This is a genomic window from Romboutsia sp., from assembly GCF_051659545.1.
In the GTDB taxonomy this organism is placed as follows: domain Bacteria; phylum Bacillota; class Clostridia; order Peptostreptococcales; family Peptostreptococcaceae; genus JBOFOR01.
In genome coordinates this window covers 47,830-65,160 of the sequence record NZ_JBOFOR010000234.1, presented here as the reverse complement: position 1 = coordinate 65,160, position 17,331 = coordinate 47,830, and the positions used below count along the sequence as shown (strand labels likewise).

General features: G+C 27.8%; 19 protein-coding genes. 17 read left to right on the top strand and 2 right to left on the bottom strand.

All coding sequences use genetic code 11. The annotated features are described in order from the left end of the window. Nucleotides 1-170: 170 nt before the first annotated feature. The 9 genes from ACRC03_RS13135 (at nt 171) to ACRC03_RS13095 (ending at nt 6,486) form a co-directional block, all read left to right on the top strand. A complete protein-coding gene (locus ACRC03_RS13135) occupies nt 171-332 on the top strand; it encodes a hypothetical protein (RefSeq protein WP_438653031.1) in 162 nt (53 codons plus the stop codon). Then, nucleotides 314-658, top strand: coding sequence for an amidohydrolase family protein (locus ACRC03_RS13130; RefSeq protein WP_438653030.1), 345 nt, complete (start codon nt 314-316; stop codon nt 656-658). Before ACRC03_RS13135 ends, ACRC03_RS13130 begins: the two co-directional genes overlap by 19 nt. Next, entirely contained in the window at nt 658-1,194 is a 537-nt protein-coding gene (locus ACRC03_RS13125) for a hypothetical protein (RefSeq protein ID WP_438653029.1), read from the top strand. Before ACRC03_RS13130 ends, ACRC03_RS13125 begins: the two co-directional genes overlap by 1 nt. 241 nt (nt 1,195-1,435) lie before the next feature. After that, on the top strand, nt 1,436-1,825 hold the full coding sequence (locus ACRC03_RS13120; protein WP_438653028.1) for a YbaN family protein: 390 nt from the start codon (nt 1,436-1,438) through the stop codon (nt 1,823-1,825). A gap of 103 nt (nt 1,826-1,928) precedes the next feature. Next, nucleotides 1,929-2,243, top strand: coding sequence for a hypothetical protein (locus tag ACRC03_RS13115; RefSeq protein WP_438653027.1), 315 nt, complete (start codon nt 1,929-1,931; stop codon nt 2,241-2,243). Nucleotides 2,244-2,262: 19 nt separating this feature from the next. Continuing rightward, complete coding sequence (locus tag ACRC03_RS13110; protein ID WP_438653026.1) at nt 2,263-4,038, top strand: ABC transporter ATP-binding protein/permease; 1,776 nt, start codon at nt 2,263-2,265, stop codon at nt 4,036-4,038. Then, nucleotides 4,031-5,719: an amino acid ABC transporter ATP-binding/permease protein gene (locus tag ACRC03_RS13105; RefSeq protein WP_438653025.1), complete on the top strand. Its 1,689-nt coding sequence runs from the start codon at nt 4,031-4,033 to the stop codon at nt 5,717-5,719. The genes ACRC03_RS13110 and ACRC03_RS13105 overlap by 8 nt, the downstream gene beginning before the upstream one ends. A gap of 133 nt (nt 5,720-5,852) precedes the next feature. Then, entirely contained in the window at nt 5,853-6,005 is a 153-nt protein-coding gene (locus ACRC03_RS13100) for an aldo/keto reductase (RefSeq protein WP_438653032.1), read from the top strand. After that, entirely contained in the window at nt 5,974-6,486 is a 513-nt protein-coding gene (locus tag ACRC03_RS13095) for an aldo/keto reductase (RefSeq protein ID WP_438653024.1), read from the top strand. Before ACRC03_RS13100 ends, ACRC03_RS13095 begins: the two co-directional genes overlap by 32 nt. Nucleotides 6,487-6,546: 60 nt before the next feature. On the opposite strand, the gene ACRC03_RS13090 is transcribed toward ACRC03_RS13095, so the two are convergent. Further along, complete coding sequence (locus tag ACRC03_RS13090; protein ID WP_438653023.1) at nt 6,547-7,503, bottom strand: TDT family transporter; 957 nt, start codon at nt 7,501-7,503, stop codon at nt 6,547-6,549. A 331-nt stretch (nt 7,504-7,834) separates the two neighbouring features. On the opposite strand from ACRC03_RS13090, the gene ACRC03_RS13085 reads away from it, so the two are divergent. The 8 genes from ACRC03_RS13085 (at nt 7,835) to ACRC03_RS13050 (ending at nt 16,879) form a co-directional block, all read left to right on the top strand. Next, a complete protein-coding gene (locus ACRC03_RS13085) occupies nt 7,835-8,506 on the top strand; it encodes a response regulator transcription factor (protein ID WP_438653022.1) in 672 nt (223 codons plus the stop codon). Next, nucleotides 8,494-9,645 (top strand): sensor histidine kinase, encoded by a 1,152-nt coding sequence (locus ACRC03_RS13080; protein WP_438653021.1) that lies wholly within the window; start codon nt 8,494-8,496, stop codon nt 9,643-9,645. The genes ACRC03_RS13085 and ACRC03_RS13080 overlap by 13 nt, the downstream gene beginning before the upstream one ends. Before the next feature lie 98 nt (nt 9,646-9,743). Continuing rightward, nucleotides 9,744-11,138: an ABC transporter permease gene (locus ACRC03_RS13075; protein WP_438653020.1), complete on the top strand. Its 1,395-nt coding sequence runs from the start codon at nt 9,744-9,746 to the stop codon at nt 11,136-11,138. 4 nt (nt 11,139-11,142) lie between these two features. Then, complete coding sequence (locus tag ACRC03_RS13070; protein WP_438653019.1) at nt 11,143-11,838, top strand: ABC transporter ATP-binding protein; 696 nt, start codon at nt 11,143-11,145, stop codon at nt 11,836-11,838. 30 nt (nt 11,839-11,868) lie between these two features. Then, nucleotides 11,869-12,252: a hypothetical protein gene (locus ACRC03_RS13065; protein ID WP_438653018.1), complete on the top strand. Its 384-nt coding sequence runs from the start codon at nt 11,869-11,871 to the stop codon at nt 12,250-12,252. Between the two features lie 267 nt (nt 12,253-12,519). Next, on the top strand, nt 12,520-13,359 hold the full coding sequence (licT, locus tag ACRC03_RS13060) for a BglG family transcription antiterminator LicT (protein ID WP_438653017.1): 840 nt from the start codon (nt 12,520-12,522) through the stop codon (nt 13,357-13,359). Nucleotides 13,360-13,494: 135 nt separating this feature from the next. After that, nucleotides 13,495-15,423: a beta-glucoside-specific PTS transporter subunit IIABC gene (locus ACRC03_RS13055; RefSeq protein ID WP_438653016.1), complete on the top strand. Its 1,929-nt coding sequence runs from the start codon at nt 13,495-13,497 to the stop codon at nt 15,421-15,423. Nucleotides 15,424-15,439: 16 nt separating this feature from the next. Continuing rightward, nucleotides 15,440-16,879 (top strand): 6-phospho-beta-glucosidase, encoded by a 1,440-nt coding sequence (locus ACRC03_RS13050; protein ID WP_438653015.1) that lies wholly within the window; start codon nt 15,440-15,442, stop codon nt 16,877-16,879. 46 nt (nt 16,880-16,925) lie between these two features. Here the strand turns inward: ACRC03_RS13050 and ACRC03_RS13045 are convergent, their stop codons facing one another. Next, nucleotides 16,926-17,243: a winged helix-turn-helix transcriptional regulator gene (locus ACRC03_RS13045; protein ID WP_438653014.1), complete on the bottom strand. Its 318-nt coding sequence runs from the start codon at nt 17,241-17,243 to the stop codon at nt 16,926-16,928. Nucleotides 17,244-17,331: the final 88 nt, after the last annotated feature.

Genomic DNA, 17,331 nt, shown 5'->3' with positions numbered 1-17,331 from the left:
TTAGCTATATAATTTTGGTATACAGTTGGGATAGGAACTATCCTATAAGCTTGGAGATACTTAGTACAATGGTACTATTGACCAAGAAGCTCCCACTTCAAACGTTACCGTAGGTAGTTAAGTGGTGAGTAGTTCACATGAGGGAAACTTATAAGGGGGAATTACTTCAGATGAACAAGAAAACAACGAGTTCTCAATTTTGTAGATATGGATCAGTATATGAAGAATTTAGAGAAATCGATAGGGAAAATTTTATATCAAAAAATGTAATCACTCAACTCCAGCAGCCTTTAAAGGACCACATCATGGGATTATGGTTACAGATGCTCTAATGGCAAAAGGATATGAGGCGGGATCAAAATTTATTTTTGGTGGAAATGAAATTGAAATATACGAGGATGGTAGTGCCCATTTAGTAGAGACAAAAGGCTTAGCAGGCTCAACATTAAAGATGAATGAAGGTTTAAAAATACTAGTGGAAGATGCAATGGTTCCATTTAGTTATGCTATTAATTCCTGTACTATAAACCCAGCAAGATGTTTAGGAATAGATAGTCGTAAAGGTAGAATAGGAGTTGGATATGATAGTGATTTAGTGGTTCTTAATGAGGATTACTCAGTACACCAAACTTATTGTTTAGGGAAGGAAATGCTATAATGAAGAAAAAAAACATAGACTTAGCAGGGATGAATATTTATTTAAATACATCTGGGAATACCGTTTACTATAATATATTTGATAAAAAAGGATATATTGTAGGACATAAAATAGAACAAAAGTTTAGGTTATTTTACTATAGATATTTTATGATAATAACAGTATTAGTTTTGCTAGGTGACTATTTTAAAAGTTTTGAAAATACATTACTAGTAGGTGCAGTGATGGTTGTTGCAGTAGAAATTTATTTTAGAACACTATTTCTAAAAAAATTAAAATCTATAGATAATTTTAAAAGAGACAGAAAAGTTGATAAGTTAGAAATGATTATTAAAAATAAAGACAAAGAAGTAGTTATTATGAAAGCATGTGCTTATGTAGTTTTAAGTATATTAATAGTTATTAACTCTATACAACAAAATCATAATTTAGCATTTATGGGTTTAAGTATGATGGTTGCCATCTATGGAGTTTATTCAGCTATATTAAGTGGAATGGCTCTTAGTAAAATGAAAAAAAAATCGTTGGTACGATAAATGGAAAAGGTATTGGTTAAGTAGCCAATACCTTTTTTACGCTTAAGTAAATTATAATACCTCAAAAATTGTGGGTAAGTTACTACATTTAAGCATTATATTGATTAAATATAAATATAGTTGAAAGATGATAAAAATATAGTATTTGATAATAATTATCAAATACTATGCAAAATGCATTGATAATTACTATCAAGTGTGTTAATCTTATTAAAGTATTAACGATAAGGAGAAGATAAAAGTGAATAAAATTAAAAAATATATATACGTAGTAGTTGGATTAATATCTTTTGTGTTAGGGTCAATAGGAGTAATAATTCCAATATTACCCACAACACCATTTTTATTACTAGCATCTTTTTGCTTTGTAAGAGGTTCAGAAAAGTTTGATAGGTGGTTCAAATCGACAAAAATATATAAGAAATATTTAGAAAGTTTTATTAATGAAAGAGCAATGACTATCAAACAAAAGGTAATGATACTTACAGTTGTAAATTTAATGTTATCAATACCATTCATAATAGTAGACAATTTACATATGAGATTATTTTTGATAGGGCTAGTATGTATTAAATTTTATTATTTTATCTTTAAAATAAAAACAATAAAGCCTTCTAATGCAGAAGTATAGATAATTATTAGTAAAAGTAATTACCTTATAGGTTATTTTTAATTACAACATGATAATGATAATCAAAAACAGTACAAAAATAAGAGACATAAAGGAGGTTGAAATGTTACACAGATTAGGATCAATATTTTTTTTATTAGCAATAATAACGAGTTTTTATAAAATATTTAAATTTATAAACAAAAAATTAGTACTAAAACTACATATTGTAACGGGCACAATAGGAGCATTAGCTATGGCAATATACTCAGTAATAGATTTTATTAAGGAAAAAGAGTTTACTATTTTACCAGTAGGACTTATTAGTATCTTGATAATAATATCTGGAACTAGCCAGGTTAAAAAGAAATGTAAATGGCTACATTTAGTAGCAGTTATAGGATTTGCAGCAGCGCTAGCATTTCATATAATTTATTAATTACACAGGAGGAATTATTATGGTAAATAAAAGACTACTTACATTAAGTAAAGAATCTCAAAAATATGTATATCTAACGGTTTTAATGAACTGGATATCAATAATTTGTAATATAGGAATAGTATTATTTGTTGGAAATATAATTGATAAATTATTCAACAATGATTTGAATTTTAACATAGGATTTTATGGGGTCTATTTAGGCTCATTAATCTTAATAAGATTTATCTGTAATTATATGTCTGGTAAATTTTCTTATCATTCGTCAGCAAATGTAAGAACATCTATAAGAGAAAGTATTTATAAGAAATTATTAACTTTAGGTGTGAACTACAATGATACAATATCAACTTCATCAACTGTTCAAATATCAGTAGATGGAGTTGAGGCACTTGAAATTTATTTTGGTAGATACTTACCTCAATTATTTTATAGTTTATTAGCACCATTGACACTTTTTGCAGTAATAGCACCAATAAGTTTTAAATCGGCAATAGTACTTTTAATATGTGTGCCTTTAATACCAATATCAATAGCATCGGTTATGAAGTTTGCCAAAAAACTTTTAAGCAAGTACTGGGGAATCTATACTAACCTAGGTGATTCATTTTTAGAAAATCTTCAAGGTCTTACTACTTTAAAAATATTTGACCTAGATGAAGAAAAAAATATAGAGATGAACAAAGAAGCAGAGACTTTTAGAAATATAACAATGAAAGTATTATCAATGCAGTTAAACTCTATAACAATAATGGACTTAATCGCATTCGGTGGAGCGGCAATAGGTATATTAATAGCTATTAGTGAATTTAGCAAAGGTAATATTACAATAGGATCTACCGTAGTAATAATATTATTATCATCAGAATTCTTTATACCAATGAGACTTTTAGGGTCATTCTTCCATGTAGCTATGAATGGATTAGCAGCAGCAGATAAGATATTTGCATTACTTGACACTAAGGTTGAAGAAGAAAAGGAATTATCACGAAGCGCTAAACAAAAATTAAAGAATATATCTATATCAATAAAAAATATTAATTTTAGTTATAACGAGGAAAGACAAGTATTACACAATGTAAACTTAGAAATAGAAAACAAGTCGATGGTTGCTTTAGTAGGAGAAAGTGGATGTGGTAAAAGTACAATAACTAACTTACTTCTAAAATTAAATAAAGTTGATAAAGGTAACATTTTATTAAACGGAATAAACTTAAATGATATACCATTTGATGAATTAAGAAAAAAAGTAAGCTTTATAAGCCATAGCTCATATATATTTAACTCAACGATTGAAGAAAACCTAAGAATGGGTAAAGAAAATGCAAGTGAAGAAGAATTATATAATGCACTTAAAAAAGCAAACTTATATGACTTCGTAATGGGATTAGATAAAAAATTACAAACTCCAGTTGGAGAAAATGGATCATTCTTATCAGGTGGTCAAAAGCAAAGGTTAGCCTTAGCTAGAATGATACTTACAGATGCAGAGGTTTATATATTTGATGAAGCTACATCAAATGTTGATGTTGAAAGTGAAGACTCAATACTTGAAACAATACATGCAATAGCAAAAGAAAAAACTGTAGTTGTTATATCACACAGACTAGCTAATGTAAAAAATGCAGACAAAATATATGTATTAGACAAAGGATATATAGTTGAAAGTGGAAATCATAAGGAATTGATGAATAACAGTTCAGTATATGCAAACTTATACACAAATCAAGAAAAACTTGAGGATATATATATAGAAGAAAATGAAGCAATTAAGGAGGTGGCTATAAGTGAATAATGAGAGACAGAGGTTATCAGGTTCTGAGATAATGCTTAGACTTATAAAAATATTAAAGCCACTAGTTCCTGTAATGATGATAACAATAAGTTTTGGAGTATTAGGATTTTTAGCAGCCATAGCTATAACTACATTTGGAGCAGTAGCAATGGGAGATATTATAGGTTTTAATATGGGATATACTGTAAATACCGCAGTAAAAGTAATAATTGTATGTGGAATAATCAGAGGGATTTTAAGGTATATAGAACAATACTCAGGTCACTATATAGCATTTAAAATACTAGCTATACTTAGAGATAAGGTATACAAGGCTTTAAGAAAATTAGCACCTGCTAAGCTTGAAAGCAAAGAAAAAGGAAACCTTATATCAGTAATAACTAGTGATATAGAATTACTTGAAGTATTTTATGCTCATACAATAGCACCTATAGCCATAGCTATAATTACATCAGCTATAATAGCAGTAGTTTTATACACTATAAACCCATACTTTGGGATAGTTGGATTAGTATTTTATATAATAGTAGGATATATAATACCAGTGTTATCTTCTAAATTAGGAAGCGAAGCAGGATTTGATTATAGAAATGAATTTGGTAGAACGAACAGTTTCTTACTTGATTCATTAAGAGGAATAAAAGAAATATTACTATTTGGTCAAGGAGACAATAGACTTGATTCAATAAATAAGAATAGTGATAATTTAAATGAGAAAATGAAGGTTATAAAAGGACACGAAGGTTTAATAAGAGCTTTAACTGATATAACTATTATGATAGCAATACTTATAACTCTTTATTTAGGAGTTGAGCTTTATAAAGCTCAAATTATAAACTTAGCTCAGGTAATAGTAGCGTTAGTTTTACTAGCTAGTTCATTTGGACCAACAGTAGCACTAAGTAACTTATCAAACAATTTAATGCATACATTTGCTTGTGCTCAAAGATTATTTGATATATTAGATGAGGTACCAGCAGTTGAAGAAGTAGCTGGAAATGCAAACTTGCTAATGGATAGTACAAATATAAGTAATTTAGAATTTAAGTATGAAGGTAGAGATGAAGTATTACTTAAAGATGTAAATCTTAAAATCAAAAAAGGTGATAAGGTTGCAATAATAGGAGAAAGTGGATGCGGAAAAAGTACACTTTTAAAACTTATGATGAGATTCTGGGATGTGGAAAAAGGAAGTATAGAAATAGATAATAAAAACATAAAAACTATTCCAACTAAAGCCTTAAGAAAATCACAATCATTAGTAAGCCAAGAGACTTTCTTATTCAATGATACTATTGAAAATAACTTAAAAATAGGTAAGAAAGATGCAACTCTTGAAGAAGTAATAAATGCTTGTAAAAAAGCATCTATACATGAATTTATAGAGACTCTACCAAATGGATATGAAACTAATGTTGGAGAAATAGGTTCAAACTTATCATCAGGAGAAAAACAAAGATTAGGTATAGCAAGGGCATTCTTACACAATCCACAAGTTTTAATTCTTGATGAACCTACAAGTAACTTAGATACTTTGAATGAAGCACAAATATTAAAGAGTATAAAAGAAGAAACTGGTGATAGCACTATAATAATGGTATCACATAGAAAATCTTCTACATCAATATGCGATAAAAAGGTTTATGTAAAAAACAATACCATTAAGTTAGTAGAAGCTTAACACTTTAAAATCATAGAATGTTACCCTTCATCTATGTTGAATTTAATACTTTATGCAAAGAAATCACTCTTAGTTTTTAATAAGAGTGATTTTTTCATAGTTACCTCAAGGTAATTCAGTAAACAAAGAAGAAATAGCACTTCAAACACTTGAAGCTGCATACCAAGAAGGAATAAATTGTTTTGATACGGCAGATATTTATCAAGATGGATTAAGTGAAAAGGTAATAGGAAAATTCATAAAAGATAAAAAAGATGAAAGAAGCTATAAAAGCGTTAGATTATGATATATCAGCAGTAGAAATAATATTCAATATGTTTAGATTAAAGCCAGCAGAAGAATTTTTCAAGTTAGCTAAGGAAAAGAATGTTAGAATAATAGTAAGGGTACCTCTTGCAAGTGGATTATTAACAGGTAAATTCAATGAAAATACTAACTTTGGCAAGGATGACCACAGAAGTTACAATAGAAATGGAGAAGCTTTTGATAAAGGAGAGACTTTCTCAGGAGTGGATTACAATACAGGAATAAATGCAGCGAGAGAGTTAAAAGAAAAATTACAAACTGAAAATTTAGCTCATAGTGCACTTAAATATATACTTATGCATGATGAAGTTTCAACAGTAATACCAGGAGCTAGTAATCCTAAACAAATAGAGATGAACGCAAAGGCATGTGAAATGCAAGAGTTCACACAAGGACAAATGGATACAGTAAAAGATGTATATGAAAGAAATATAAAAAAATCAGTACATCAGTTATGGTAAAAAAAATAGAAAATGACGAACTAAAAGATATTAGTAATGATGCTAATATCTTTTCTTTACTTATAGATATTCATTTAAGTTTAAAAGGAATAGTTCAGAAAGTTTATAAACTATATATCCAGTAACTAATGTAGCTACAATAAGTTGAATAAAGAATATTTCACTCACGAATCCTGAAACTGGAGAATTAATTGATGTTAAATAGTTAGAATATCTTTGCATAGCTACAGCTCCGATAGACAATGGGAATGTAAGAGGTGCTAAAGCTAAGGAGAATGGTAATCTTAATAATTTAGGTAAGATATAGTAATCATAGAGCATATTAACTACTGCTAATACTAATAAAATACCTATTATAATATTTGATTTAACATCAAATACTCCTAAATAACCAGCTAAACAAATATTAGCAGGAGCACCCATAATCATTAAGGAAGTTTTCTTAGTTTTAGGTATATGACCAACTTTTACAATTCTATAAACCATTATAGGAAGTAGTACTAAGTACCATATAAATGCATAATAAAATAATATTTGTGATAGCTGGATATAACCCATAGGTCTACCTGTAACAGCTCCAACTCCTAATCCAACTGTTACAATATACCAACTTGGAACTACATCTTCAAATTTAAAGTTTTTGAATCTAGAAACGAAGAATATTAAATTCAGTATTATATGAAGTGCTATACCGAATAACCACATACATCTACCGATTATTAGAGAATATTCAACTACATAAGTGGATATAACCATAATAGTCATTGCGATTGTAGGATAAAAACTACCTATAAAAGGATGTCTTATTTCAGATAAAGTGTCTTTTGGATGCAGTAGAGCTTTAGTTATAATCAAGGTCAAAGCTATAAGAGAAAAGAACACTCCAAAATGTCTAAAAAATGTAGAACCTACTCCAACCCATGCTGTAGTTATACTCATAAGAGCTAGTGAAATACCTGAGATTGCTATAGGTATATTTTTGTAGATGTCTTTATTTAATATTTTATGTACTTTCATTATGCGAGCCCTCCTGAGAAAACATAAAAATAATAAAATTTAGTTCTCCTAATACAAAATTCGATGTTTAAGAAATTATATATTTTATTTCTTATATAATTTCTTAAACTAGCTAATTCTTCATAGTTATAGAAAAATTCACTTTTTCATCTCTAATATTATTACCTAAAGGTTTATCATTTAATACAAAAAGATATAGCAACAAATATTAATGTGGTTTTTATTTTTTGTAATTTATATTATACAAGTAGTTAACATTGGATAAACATAAAATATGATAAACTATAATGATTTAAAAAATTAATTTACCGATTTGTAAGGAGAATTAAAAATGAGATTACTAGTTATAGAAGATAATATAGGATTAGCTAATTCTATGAAAAAAGGATTAGAACAAATGAATTTTAAAGTGGATATTTCTAACACTGGAGAAGATGGTGAGGAAAAAGCAAGTATTAATGAATATGATGTTATACTTTTAGATCTAAATCTTCCAGATATTGATGGAATAGAAGTATTAAAATATATGCGAAAAAAATCAGTAAACACTCCAATAATTATAATAACAGCAAGAGATGATGTATCAGACTTAGCCATAGGATTAGATAATGGTGCAGATGATTATATAACAAAGCCATTTCAATTATTAGAAGTTAGAGCTAGAATACATGCTGTAATAAGAAGATTTCATGGACGAACAAATCCAATTATAAACATTGGTAAGTTACAACTTAATCCTATAAATCGTACTGTATATATAGATAGTAAAGAAGTTATACTTGCCATTAAGGAATTTGATATTTTAGAGTATATCTGCTACAAGCATCCAGCTGTTGTTTCCAGTGAGGAAATTGTAGAGCATGTATATGATGAAAACTTCGACCCATTTTCATCAGTACTAAGGGTACATATATCAAGATTGAAAAACAAGTTAAATAGTGCATATGGAGAAGAAGTTTTAGTTAATGTCAGAGGGAAGGGATACTATCTATGCGTAGAGTAAACTTTAAAAGTGGATTAGCCATAATAATATACTCACTAATACTATCATTAGTATTAGGAGTTGGATTATATAGAATAAAAGGTTCTTTCAACAATGTAGAAGATAAAACAAATATAAAAAATGCTAAAGCTATCATTGTTAATGAGACTAAACCAGAAAAAAGGGATTTATTATATAAAGTTTTGTATGAAGGCAATTATACAACTATAAAACAAGAAAATAGCGAGAATATAAATAGTCAAATATTAGAATCAAAAATTGTAGTAGATGTAAATGAAATTGGTAAAGTGTACTTAAAAACTGGATTTGAAGATATATTAAGCATAATTTTAATATTCTTCTTTGTTTTTATATTATCCTCATTAATATTATGGATAGTATTAAACAAAATACATGATAAAGAAATTGAAAATATTGTTAAAAATTTAAATACACTGGATGATGATTTTAATCCATATGTAGTAAGTAGCTCTTTTGGAATAGCGTATGAAAATATAAAGGAAAAATTCAAACAAAATTTAGATGATTATAAAAAATTAAATTCTTATTTATCTCATGAACAGAAAAATGCTATTGCTATACTAAGAACCAATTTAGAGATAGACGACAATAAGGAATACATCAAATTGCTAGATAATATTGCTGATAGTATAGATGATATATTGACACTAAGTGATGTGAAAACTGATGATGATATGACCAAAATAGATGTTTCTTTAATATGTGCAAGTATTTGTGATACCTACAAAAAAACATATGAAAATATTGAGTTTGATTTTGATGATGAAAAAGGTACTTGTATTTTAGGCAAAGAAAGATGGATATATCGTGCTGTAAGCAATTTAGTTGATAATGCAGTTAAGTATGGACAAGGTAAAACTATAAGCGTGTATGTAAAAAATAAATATAATAGCGTAATTATAGAAGTAAAAGATAACGGCATAGGTATGGATAAAAATTTTATAGAAAATATATTTAATGACAAGTATAGAATTAATGATTTAAATAAAGATGGATACGGAATAGGATTAAGCTTAGTATCACATGTATGTGATTTGTGTAATGGAGTAATAGTAGTTGATAGTGAAATAAATAAAGGTTCTTGTTTTTATTTATCCTTTTCTGAATATGAAGAATAATAGATGTATTTCAAATTTAGGGACACTGTTCACATTCAGTTAACAGTTGATTTATTATAATTTGACTATATTAAAATCTAAAGAAAAGGAGAATTTGTATGTATATTTTTAAAAATGCATTAAAAAACTTAATAAGGAATAAAGGTCGAAATACATTGTTAGGTATTATAATGACAGCAATACTTTCGTGCACAGCCATATCTATTATTATTAATACTACATCTAATGAGATAATAAAGGACTATAAAAATAGATTTGGTGCTGAAGTTTTTATCCAATCAAACATGGAGAAAACACAAGAGAAAATAAATGAAGGTAAAATGGATGAATTAAATACGGGAGTACCTAATGATATTAAAGAAAAAATTTCTAAGTCTAAATATCTTAAAGAAACTATATTTAGCTTAATGTTTAGTGGATACAGTAAAGAAATAAAAGCTTTAGATCAACTAGAGGATTCAGATGATATAGATATGAGCAATGTAGTAGCTATTGGAGGTCAAGGAACTATTAAAAAAAGACCAAACTTAAATGTTTTAGGTGGACTTAATAGTGAAGGAAATAAAGAATTTAAAAATGGAATAAGAAAAATTATAGAAGGAAAAATGCCTAATAAAGATAATGAGGCTATAGTAAGTGAGCAGTTTGCAAAGCTTAACAATTTAAAAGTTGGAGATAATATAAAAATTAAAAATCCTAAAGATCCAGATAATCTTGAAGAATTACAATTATCTATATCAGGTATATATTATGATGGTGCAAAATCTGATAATCAAGGAATTAAACACCCTATGTTAAATAGAAGTAATGAGATTATTACAACATATGACACTTTAAAAGCATATGATGGAAAATCTAGTGAAGATTTAGTTTCTATGGATGCAAAATATTATTTAAAAGATCCAGATACAGTAGAGGCGTTTAATAAAGAAGCACATAAGATGGGATTAAGTGAATTATTTGACTTATCTGTAGATTCAAGTAGTTATAATAGTATTGTTAAACCAGTAGAAGGATTAAAAGGTATTTCAAAAATATTTATGACTTTAGTTTTAGGTTTTGGTGGTAGTGTATTAGTTTTAATATCTATATTAGCTATTCGTGAAAGAAAATACGAGATAGGTGTTTTAAGAGCTATGGGTATGAAAAAAGGTAAAGTTGCATTAGGTTTAATATTTGAAACTTTATCTATGATAGTTATTTCATTAAGTATAGGTTTAACTATTGGTAGCATATCAGCACAACCAATTTCAAATATGCTTTTACAAGGTCAGATAGATGCTCAAAAGCAATCACAATCAATGGTTGGTATGGTTGGTATTGGTCCAAGTACAACAGCACCAGCACTAGAAAAATTAGATGTATTTTTAAGTGGGGAAGCTATTTTAAGCATTACGCTAATAGCATTATTGCTAGGAGTAGTATCTGCTGGTATAGGAATTTTATATATAAATAGATATGAACCAAGAAAAATACTAACAGAAAGGAATTAATAATATGAGTTTATTAAGTTTAAAAGATGTAAGTTATAGATATGAAGGTGCAAAAAAAGATGTTTTTAACAACGTAAATATAGATTTTGAAAAAGGAAAAGTATACGGAATAATAGGAAAATCAGGGGCAGGAAAAAGTACTTTACTTTCTTTAATATCAGGTCTAGATACATGCAAAGATGGAGAAATTTTGTATAATATAAAAAGTTTAACAGATACAGATAGAGATTTATATAGAGCAAAGGATATAGGTGTAATATTTCAAGGATATAATTTATTATTAAATGCTACAGCTAAAGAAAATATATTATTATCTATGAATATAAGCAACGTTAAACAAAAAGATAATGATAAATATGTATATGATTTATTAAAAGATGTAGGCATTGATGCTGAAAAAGCAAATAGAAAGATTTTAAATTTATCAGGAGGAGAGCAACAGAGAATAGGTATAGCTAGAGCACTTGCTCATAATCCAGATATAATAATAGCTGATGAACCAACAGGTAACCTAGATAATGAAACAGAAGAAAAAATAATGAATATATTAGTATCATTAGCTCATGAGCATAATAAATGTGTTATTATTGTAACTCATTCAAAAAAAGTGTGCACATACCTTGATGAAATATGGGGATTAAAATCTGGAAAATTATTATTCATAAAAGAGGAAAGTTTAAAAGCTGATAAAGGAAAATAAATAAAAAGAGTAAGCTGATAGGAGCGAATTATGAAATCAGTAGATATAAAAAAAGTGCCAAAAACTACAATTATATTATATTCATGTGCAACATTAATGACTCTATGTACTATATTTATGATATATAAATCAAATACTTATATATCAGGACTAGTTGCACAGGGGTTTGATCCAAGTAAGGAATTTGTAGAAGTAATTAATTATTATTTAGTTACAGTTACACCATTTGTATTTTATACTATATCTTTGTTTTCACTAGGATACATAGTAGAAAAGATAAATCATATAATAAAAATCCAAAATATAAATGTTGAAAACAACAGATACTTAGATAAAGAACCTAAAAATATAGATAAAGAATCAGAAAATATAGATGAAGATGATAAAGATGAAATAGATGATTTCTTTAAGTAATATATAATAATATGTTAAAAAGGTATTGATTAAGCAATCAATACCTTTTTAACATAATTAAATTATTTAAATGTATAATCACATAACTTTGGAAAGTGTTTGCACGAAATGTATTTTTATGATATAATTTAGAAAATGATATCAAATTAGGATAGTTATTGTATAAACAAGCTAAACCTATATACCTCGAAATAATAAAAATATATAAGTATATATATTGATTTATTATCTCGAGGTATGTAGGTTTTTTGTTTAGGAGGAATATTTATGATTATTAATAAAATACTAAATAACAATGTAGTCGTTATATTAGATGAAAATAAAAAAGAACAAGTAGTAATGGGTAGAGGAATTGCTTTTAAGAAACGCCCAGGAGATATAATAGATAAAAATATGGTAGATAAGGTATTTATGCTATCAGATAAAAGTATGAATCATAAGTTCAAAGAACTTATGATGGATTTACCTATAGAGTATATTGAAGTGGCAGATGAAATTATTAAATATGCAAAACTTAATTTAGGAAAAAAGCTAAGTGAAAATTTAATAATTTCATTGAGCGATCATATATGCAATGCAGTTGAGAGATCTAAAGATGGAATAAATGTAAAGAATCCTATAGTTTGGGATATAAAGAGATTTTATAAAGATGAATTTGAAGTAGGATTAGAAGGATTAAAGATAATCAAGAGAAAATTAAACTATGAATTACCAACAGATGAGGCTGGATTTATAGCAATACATATTGCCAACAGTTTAATGGATGAAAGCTTAACAAATATGTATGATATTACAATAGTTATGCAAGAGATACTTAATATCGTTAGATATTATTTAAATATAAAGTTTGATGAAGAGTCAGTTTATTTTTATAGGTTTACCACTCATATAAAGTTTTTTGCACAAAGGCTTATATCTAAAAAAACTTATGAGGACGATGAGGATGATAGTTTACTTGAAATTATGAAGTCAAAGTATCAAGAATCATATAAATGTGTCAATAAAATTAGCGAGTTTATTTATAAGAAGTATAAGTATATTATTTCTAATGAAGAAAAATTATATTTAACTATTCATATTGCCAAAATTATGAATAAAACAAGCTAATTATATTATATAAAATGTAAAATTAAAAAGGAGGTATATCAAAATAACTATTATTTTTTATATTGGATAGTGACATTAAGTTGGCTAAACCTTCAGATTTCATACTAAAGATGTGAAGAGATGGAGGAATTTAAAATGAGAAAATATGAACAATTAGCAAAAGATATAATAGAAAATATTGGTGGAAAATCAAATATTAAGAGTTTAAATCATTGTGTAACTAGATTAAGATTTAAATTAAATGATGAGTCAAAAGCAAATGATGAAGTGTTAAAAAACATGGATGGTGTTGTTACAGTTTTAAAATCAGCTGGTCAATATCAAGTAGTTATAGGTAACCATGTATCTAAAGTTTATGAAGAAATTTGTAAGATTGCAGATTTTTCTTCTCAAGCTGAAGAGCAAAATACAGAAAATGAAGATAAAAAATTATTTGATAAAATTATTGATGTTATATCAGGAATATTCCAACCTATTTTAGCTGTACTTACTGCAGCAGGGATGATAAAAGGATTTTTAGCGTTATTTAGTGCATTTAGTTGGATTAGTCCAGATAGTGGAACTTATATTGTATTAAATGCAATTGGAGATGCAATATTTATGTATCTGCCTATAATCCTAGGTTATACATCAGCTCAAAAATTCGGATTAAAGCCTTTTGTTGGTTTATTAATAGGAATAACTATATGTTATCCGTCTATTCAGCAAAGTGCTATAGCATCAACATTAGAACCTTTATATACACTGTTTCAAGGCACGAGTTTTGCATCACCAGTATATTTAGAATTCTTAGGGATTCCGATTGTATCAATGGATTATACATCAACTGTAATGCCTGTAATATTTATATGTTTTGTAGCAGCAAAGTTTGAAAAAATATTTGATAAGTTAGTTCCAGAATTACTTAAATTTTTCTTTGTACCAATGTTAACTTTATTATTTTCACTAGTATTAGGTGTTATATTTATAGGACCTTTAGCTACTTATTCATCTACAATGGTTACTAATACAATAATATCTATTCGTGAGTTTTCACCATTAATTGCAGGGGCAATAATTGGATTCTCATGGCAAATATTAGTTATATTTGGTATACACTGGGGATTCCTTCCAGTTTATATAAATAACATATCTACAATAGGATATGACAACGTAATGATGCCTTTCTTTGGAGCTACATTTGCAACGACAGCTGTTGTTGTAGCTATAATGATTAAGACAAAAGATAAAAAGTTAAAAGCGTTATGTATTCCATCGGCTATATCAAGTATATTTGGAGTTACAGAACCTGCAATATACGGTATACTTTTACCGCTTAAAAAACCATTTATAATAAGTTGTATAGCATCAGGTATAGCAGGAGCATATTTAGGATTTTCAGATTTAAAAGAATTCATAATAGGTGGATTAGGGATATTTGAATTACCTGCAATGATAGATCCTGCAACTAATAGTTTAGATAACTTAATGGTTGGGATAATTGGTGCAGTTATTGCGATGGTTGTTGCGTTTATAATGACTATGATGTTATATAAAGAAGATGTAAAAGAAGATAAAAAAATTGAGATTGAAGAAGTTAAAGATAAAAATCAAGATGAAATAGCTATGACTATAGGAAAAGAAGAAGTAAAGATACCAATAGAAGGTGAAATAATAAAACTAAGTGAAGTTCCAGATGATGCATTTGCACAAGGGATATTAGGAAAAGGTTTGGCGATAAAACCATCTGAAGGTTTAGTTAAATCACCAGTAAAGGGGAAGGTTACAATCTTATTCCCAACACATCATGCAATTGGATTAACTAGTGAAAGTGGTGTAGAGATTTTAATACATGTAGGTATGAATACGGTTAACTTACAAGGTAAGCACTTTAGCCCTAAAGTGAAAGAAGGGGATTTGGTAGAAATAGGAGATAAATTATTAGAATTTGATATAAATGAAATTGAAAATTCAGGATACTCAACTATCACACCAGTAATAGTTACTAATTCAGAACAATACTTTGATATTGTAGAAAGTGGATTATCTAAAAATAGTAATGACTTAATTACAATTATATCTTAGAAGAGAGGTTGATTTTATGAATAATAATAATATATTTCCAAACGATTTTTTATGGGGAGGAGCTACAGCTGCTAACCAATGTGAAGGCGGATACAATGAAGGCGGTAGAGGCCTAGCAAATGTTGATGTTATTCCATATGGAGAAAATAGATTTTCTGTAATGGATGGAACTAAAAAAATGCTAGATTTTAATGATGAGGATTATTATCCAGCTAAAGAAGCAATAGATATGTATCATAGATTTAAAGAAGATATAGCTTTATTTGCAGAAATGGGATTTAAAGTATATCGTATGAGTATAGGATGGAGCCGTATTTTTCCAAATGGTGATGAAGAGCATCCAAATGAAGAAGGATTACTATTTTATGAAGAAGTATTTAAAGAGTGTAAAAAACATGGAATAGAGCCTTTAGTTACAATTACTCATTTTGATTGTCCAATTCACCTTATAAAAGAGTATGGGGGATGGAAAAATAGAAAACTTATAGGTTTCTATGAAAATTTATGTAATGTAATATTTAGACGCTATAAAGGTTTAGTAAAACACTGGATAACATTTAATGAAATTAATATGATTTTACATTTACCATTTATGGGGGCAGGCTTATTAGTAGAAGATGGAGAGAATTTTGAAAAAACTCAATATCAAGCTATACATCATGAACTTGTAGCAAGTGCTATTGCAACTAAAATTGCTCATGAAGTAGATCCAGAAAATAAAGTAGGGTGTATGATTGCAGCAGGTAGTACTTATCCAAACACTTGTCATCCGAATGATATTTGGAAAGCTTACAAATGTGACAGAGAAGCATATTTCTTTGTAGATGTACAAGCTAGAGGTTATTATCCTAACTATGCTCTAAAGGAAATGGAACAAAAGGGTATTATGCCAGTTATGGCAGATGGAGATAAAGATTTACTTAAGAAACATACTGTAGATTTTATATCATTATCTTATTATAATAGCCAGTTAACAAGTGCAGACCCAGAGATAAGTAAGTTAACTGAAGGAAATGTATTTCCAACATTAAGAAACCAGTATTTAGAAGCAAGTGAATGGGGATGGCAAATAGATCCATTAGGATTCCGTATTACATTAAATAGTTTATATGATCGTTATCAAAAACCACTATTTGTTGCAGAAAATGGATTAGGAGCAATTGATTCAATTGATGAAAATGGAAATATAAACGATGACTATCGTATAAATTATCTAAAAGAACATATAAAAGCAATGAGAGATGCTATCAATATAGACGGTGTTGATATGCTTGGATATACAACTTGGGGATGTATTGATTTAGTAAGTGCATCTACTGGTGAAATGAAAAAGCGTTATGGATTTATATATGTAGATAAAGATAATGAAGGAAATGGAACGTTAAAAAGATACAAGAAAAAGTCTTTTTATTGGTATAAAAATATAATAAAAATTAATGGTGAAGCATTAGATTAATTTTACACCCCGTCGTATTTAACGACGGGGTGTTTTAGAGTAATAATTAAAAGTATTTTTCTCCAAGTAATTCTATTTGTTTTAAAATGTTAGCATATTCTTTTCCTTTTTCAGTAAGGTAATATTCTACTCTAGGAGGTAGCTCATCATAAACTTTCTTACATATTAATCCATCGTCTTCTAGTTCTTTTAGTTTTTCATTTAGGACTTTATGACTAACTCCGTGAGTGATTCTTTGTAATTCTAAAAATCTCTTAGTACCATCAAGCAAATGGCAAAGTATGATAGATTTCCATTTTCCGCGTATAATATCAAAGGCCCAATCTAATTTACATACATATTTTTTGTTATCTTTTATAATCAAAAAATCAACCCATTATATATTAAATAATACTATCTATTTTAAGCTATTTTCTCTATTAATATAATACTAACTTTTAGGTAAGTATTAT

Coding starts and splice junctions, on each gene's coding strand:
- ACRC03_RS13135 (WP_438653031.1), top strand. CDS start 171: ATGAACAAGAAAACAACGAGTTCTCAATTTTGTAGATATGGATCAGTA.
- ACRC03_RS13130 (WP_438653030.1), top strand. CDS start 314: ATGGTTACAGATGCTCTAATGGCAAAAGGATATGAGGCGGGATCAAAA.
- ACRC03_RS13125 (WP_438653029.1), top strand. CDS start 658: ATGAAGAAAAAAAACATAGACTTAGCAGGGATGAATATTTATTTAAAT.
- ACRC03_RS13115 (WP_438653027.1), top strand. CDS start 1,929: ATGTTACACAGATTAGGATCAATATTTTTTTTATTAGCAATAATAACG.
- ACRC03_RS13110 (WP_438653026.1), top strand. CDS start 2,263: ATGGTAAATAAAAGACTACTTACATTAAGTAAAGAATCTCAAAAATAT.
- ACRC03_RS13095 (WP_438653024.1), top strand. CDS start 5,974: ATGAAAGAAGCTATAAAAGCGTTAGATTATGATATATCAGCAGTAGAA.
- ACRC03_RS13090 (WP_438653023.1), bottom strand. CDS start 7,503: ATGAAAGTACATAAAATATTAAATAAAGACATCTACAAAAATATACCT.
- ACRC03_RS13085 (WP_438653022.1), top strand. CDS start 7,835: ATGAGATTACTAGTTATAGAAGATAATATAGGATTAGCTAATTCTATG.
- ACRC03_RS13080 (WP_438653021.1), top strand. CDS start 8,494: ATGCGTAGAGTAAACTTTAAAAGTGGATTAGCCATAATAATATACTCA.
- ACRC03_RS13075 (WP_438653020.1), top strand. CDS start 9,744: ATGTATATTTTTAAAAATGCATTAAAAAACTTAATAAGGAATAAAGGT.
- ACRC03_RS13070 (WP_438653019.1), top strand. CDS start 11,143: ATGAGTTTATTAAGTTTAAAAGATGTAAGTTATAGATATGAAGGTGCA.
- ACRC03_RS13065 (WP_438653018.1), top strand. CDS start 11,869: ATGAAATCAGTAGATATAAAAAAAGTGCCAAAAACTACAATTATATTA.
- licT (WP_438653017.1), top strand. CDS start 12,520: ATGATTATTAATAAAATACTAAATAACAATGTAGTCGTTATATTAGAT.
- ACRC03_RS13055 (WP_438653016.1), top strand. CDS start 13,495: ATGAGAAAATATGAACAATTAGCAAAAGATATAATAGAAAATATTGGT.
- ACRC03_RS13050 (WP_438653015.1), top strand. CDS start 15,440: ATGAATAATAATAATATATTTCCAAACGATTTTTTATGGGGAGGAGCT.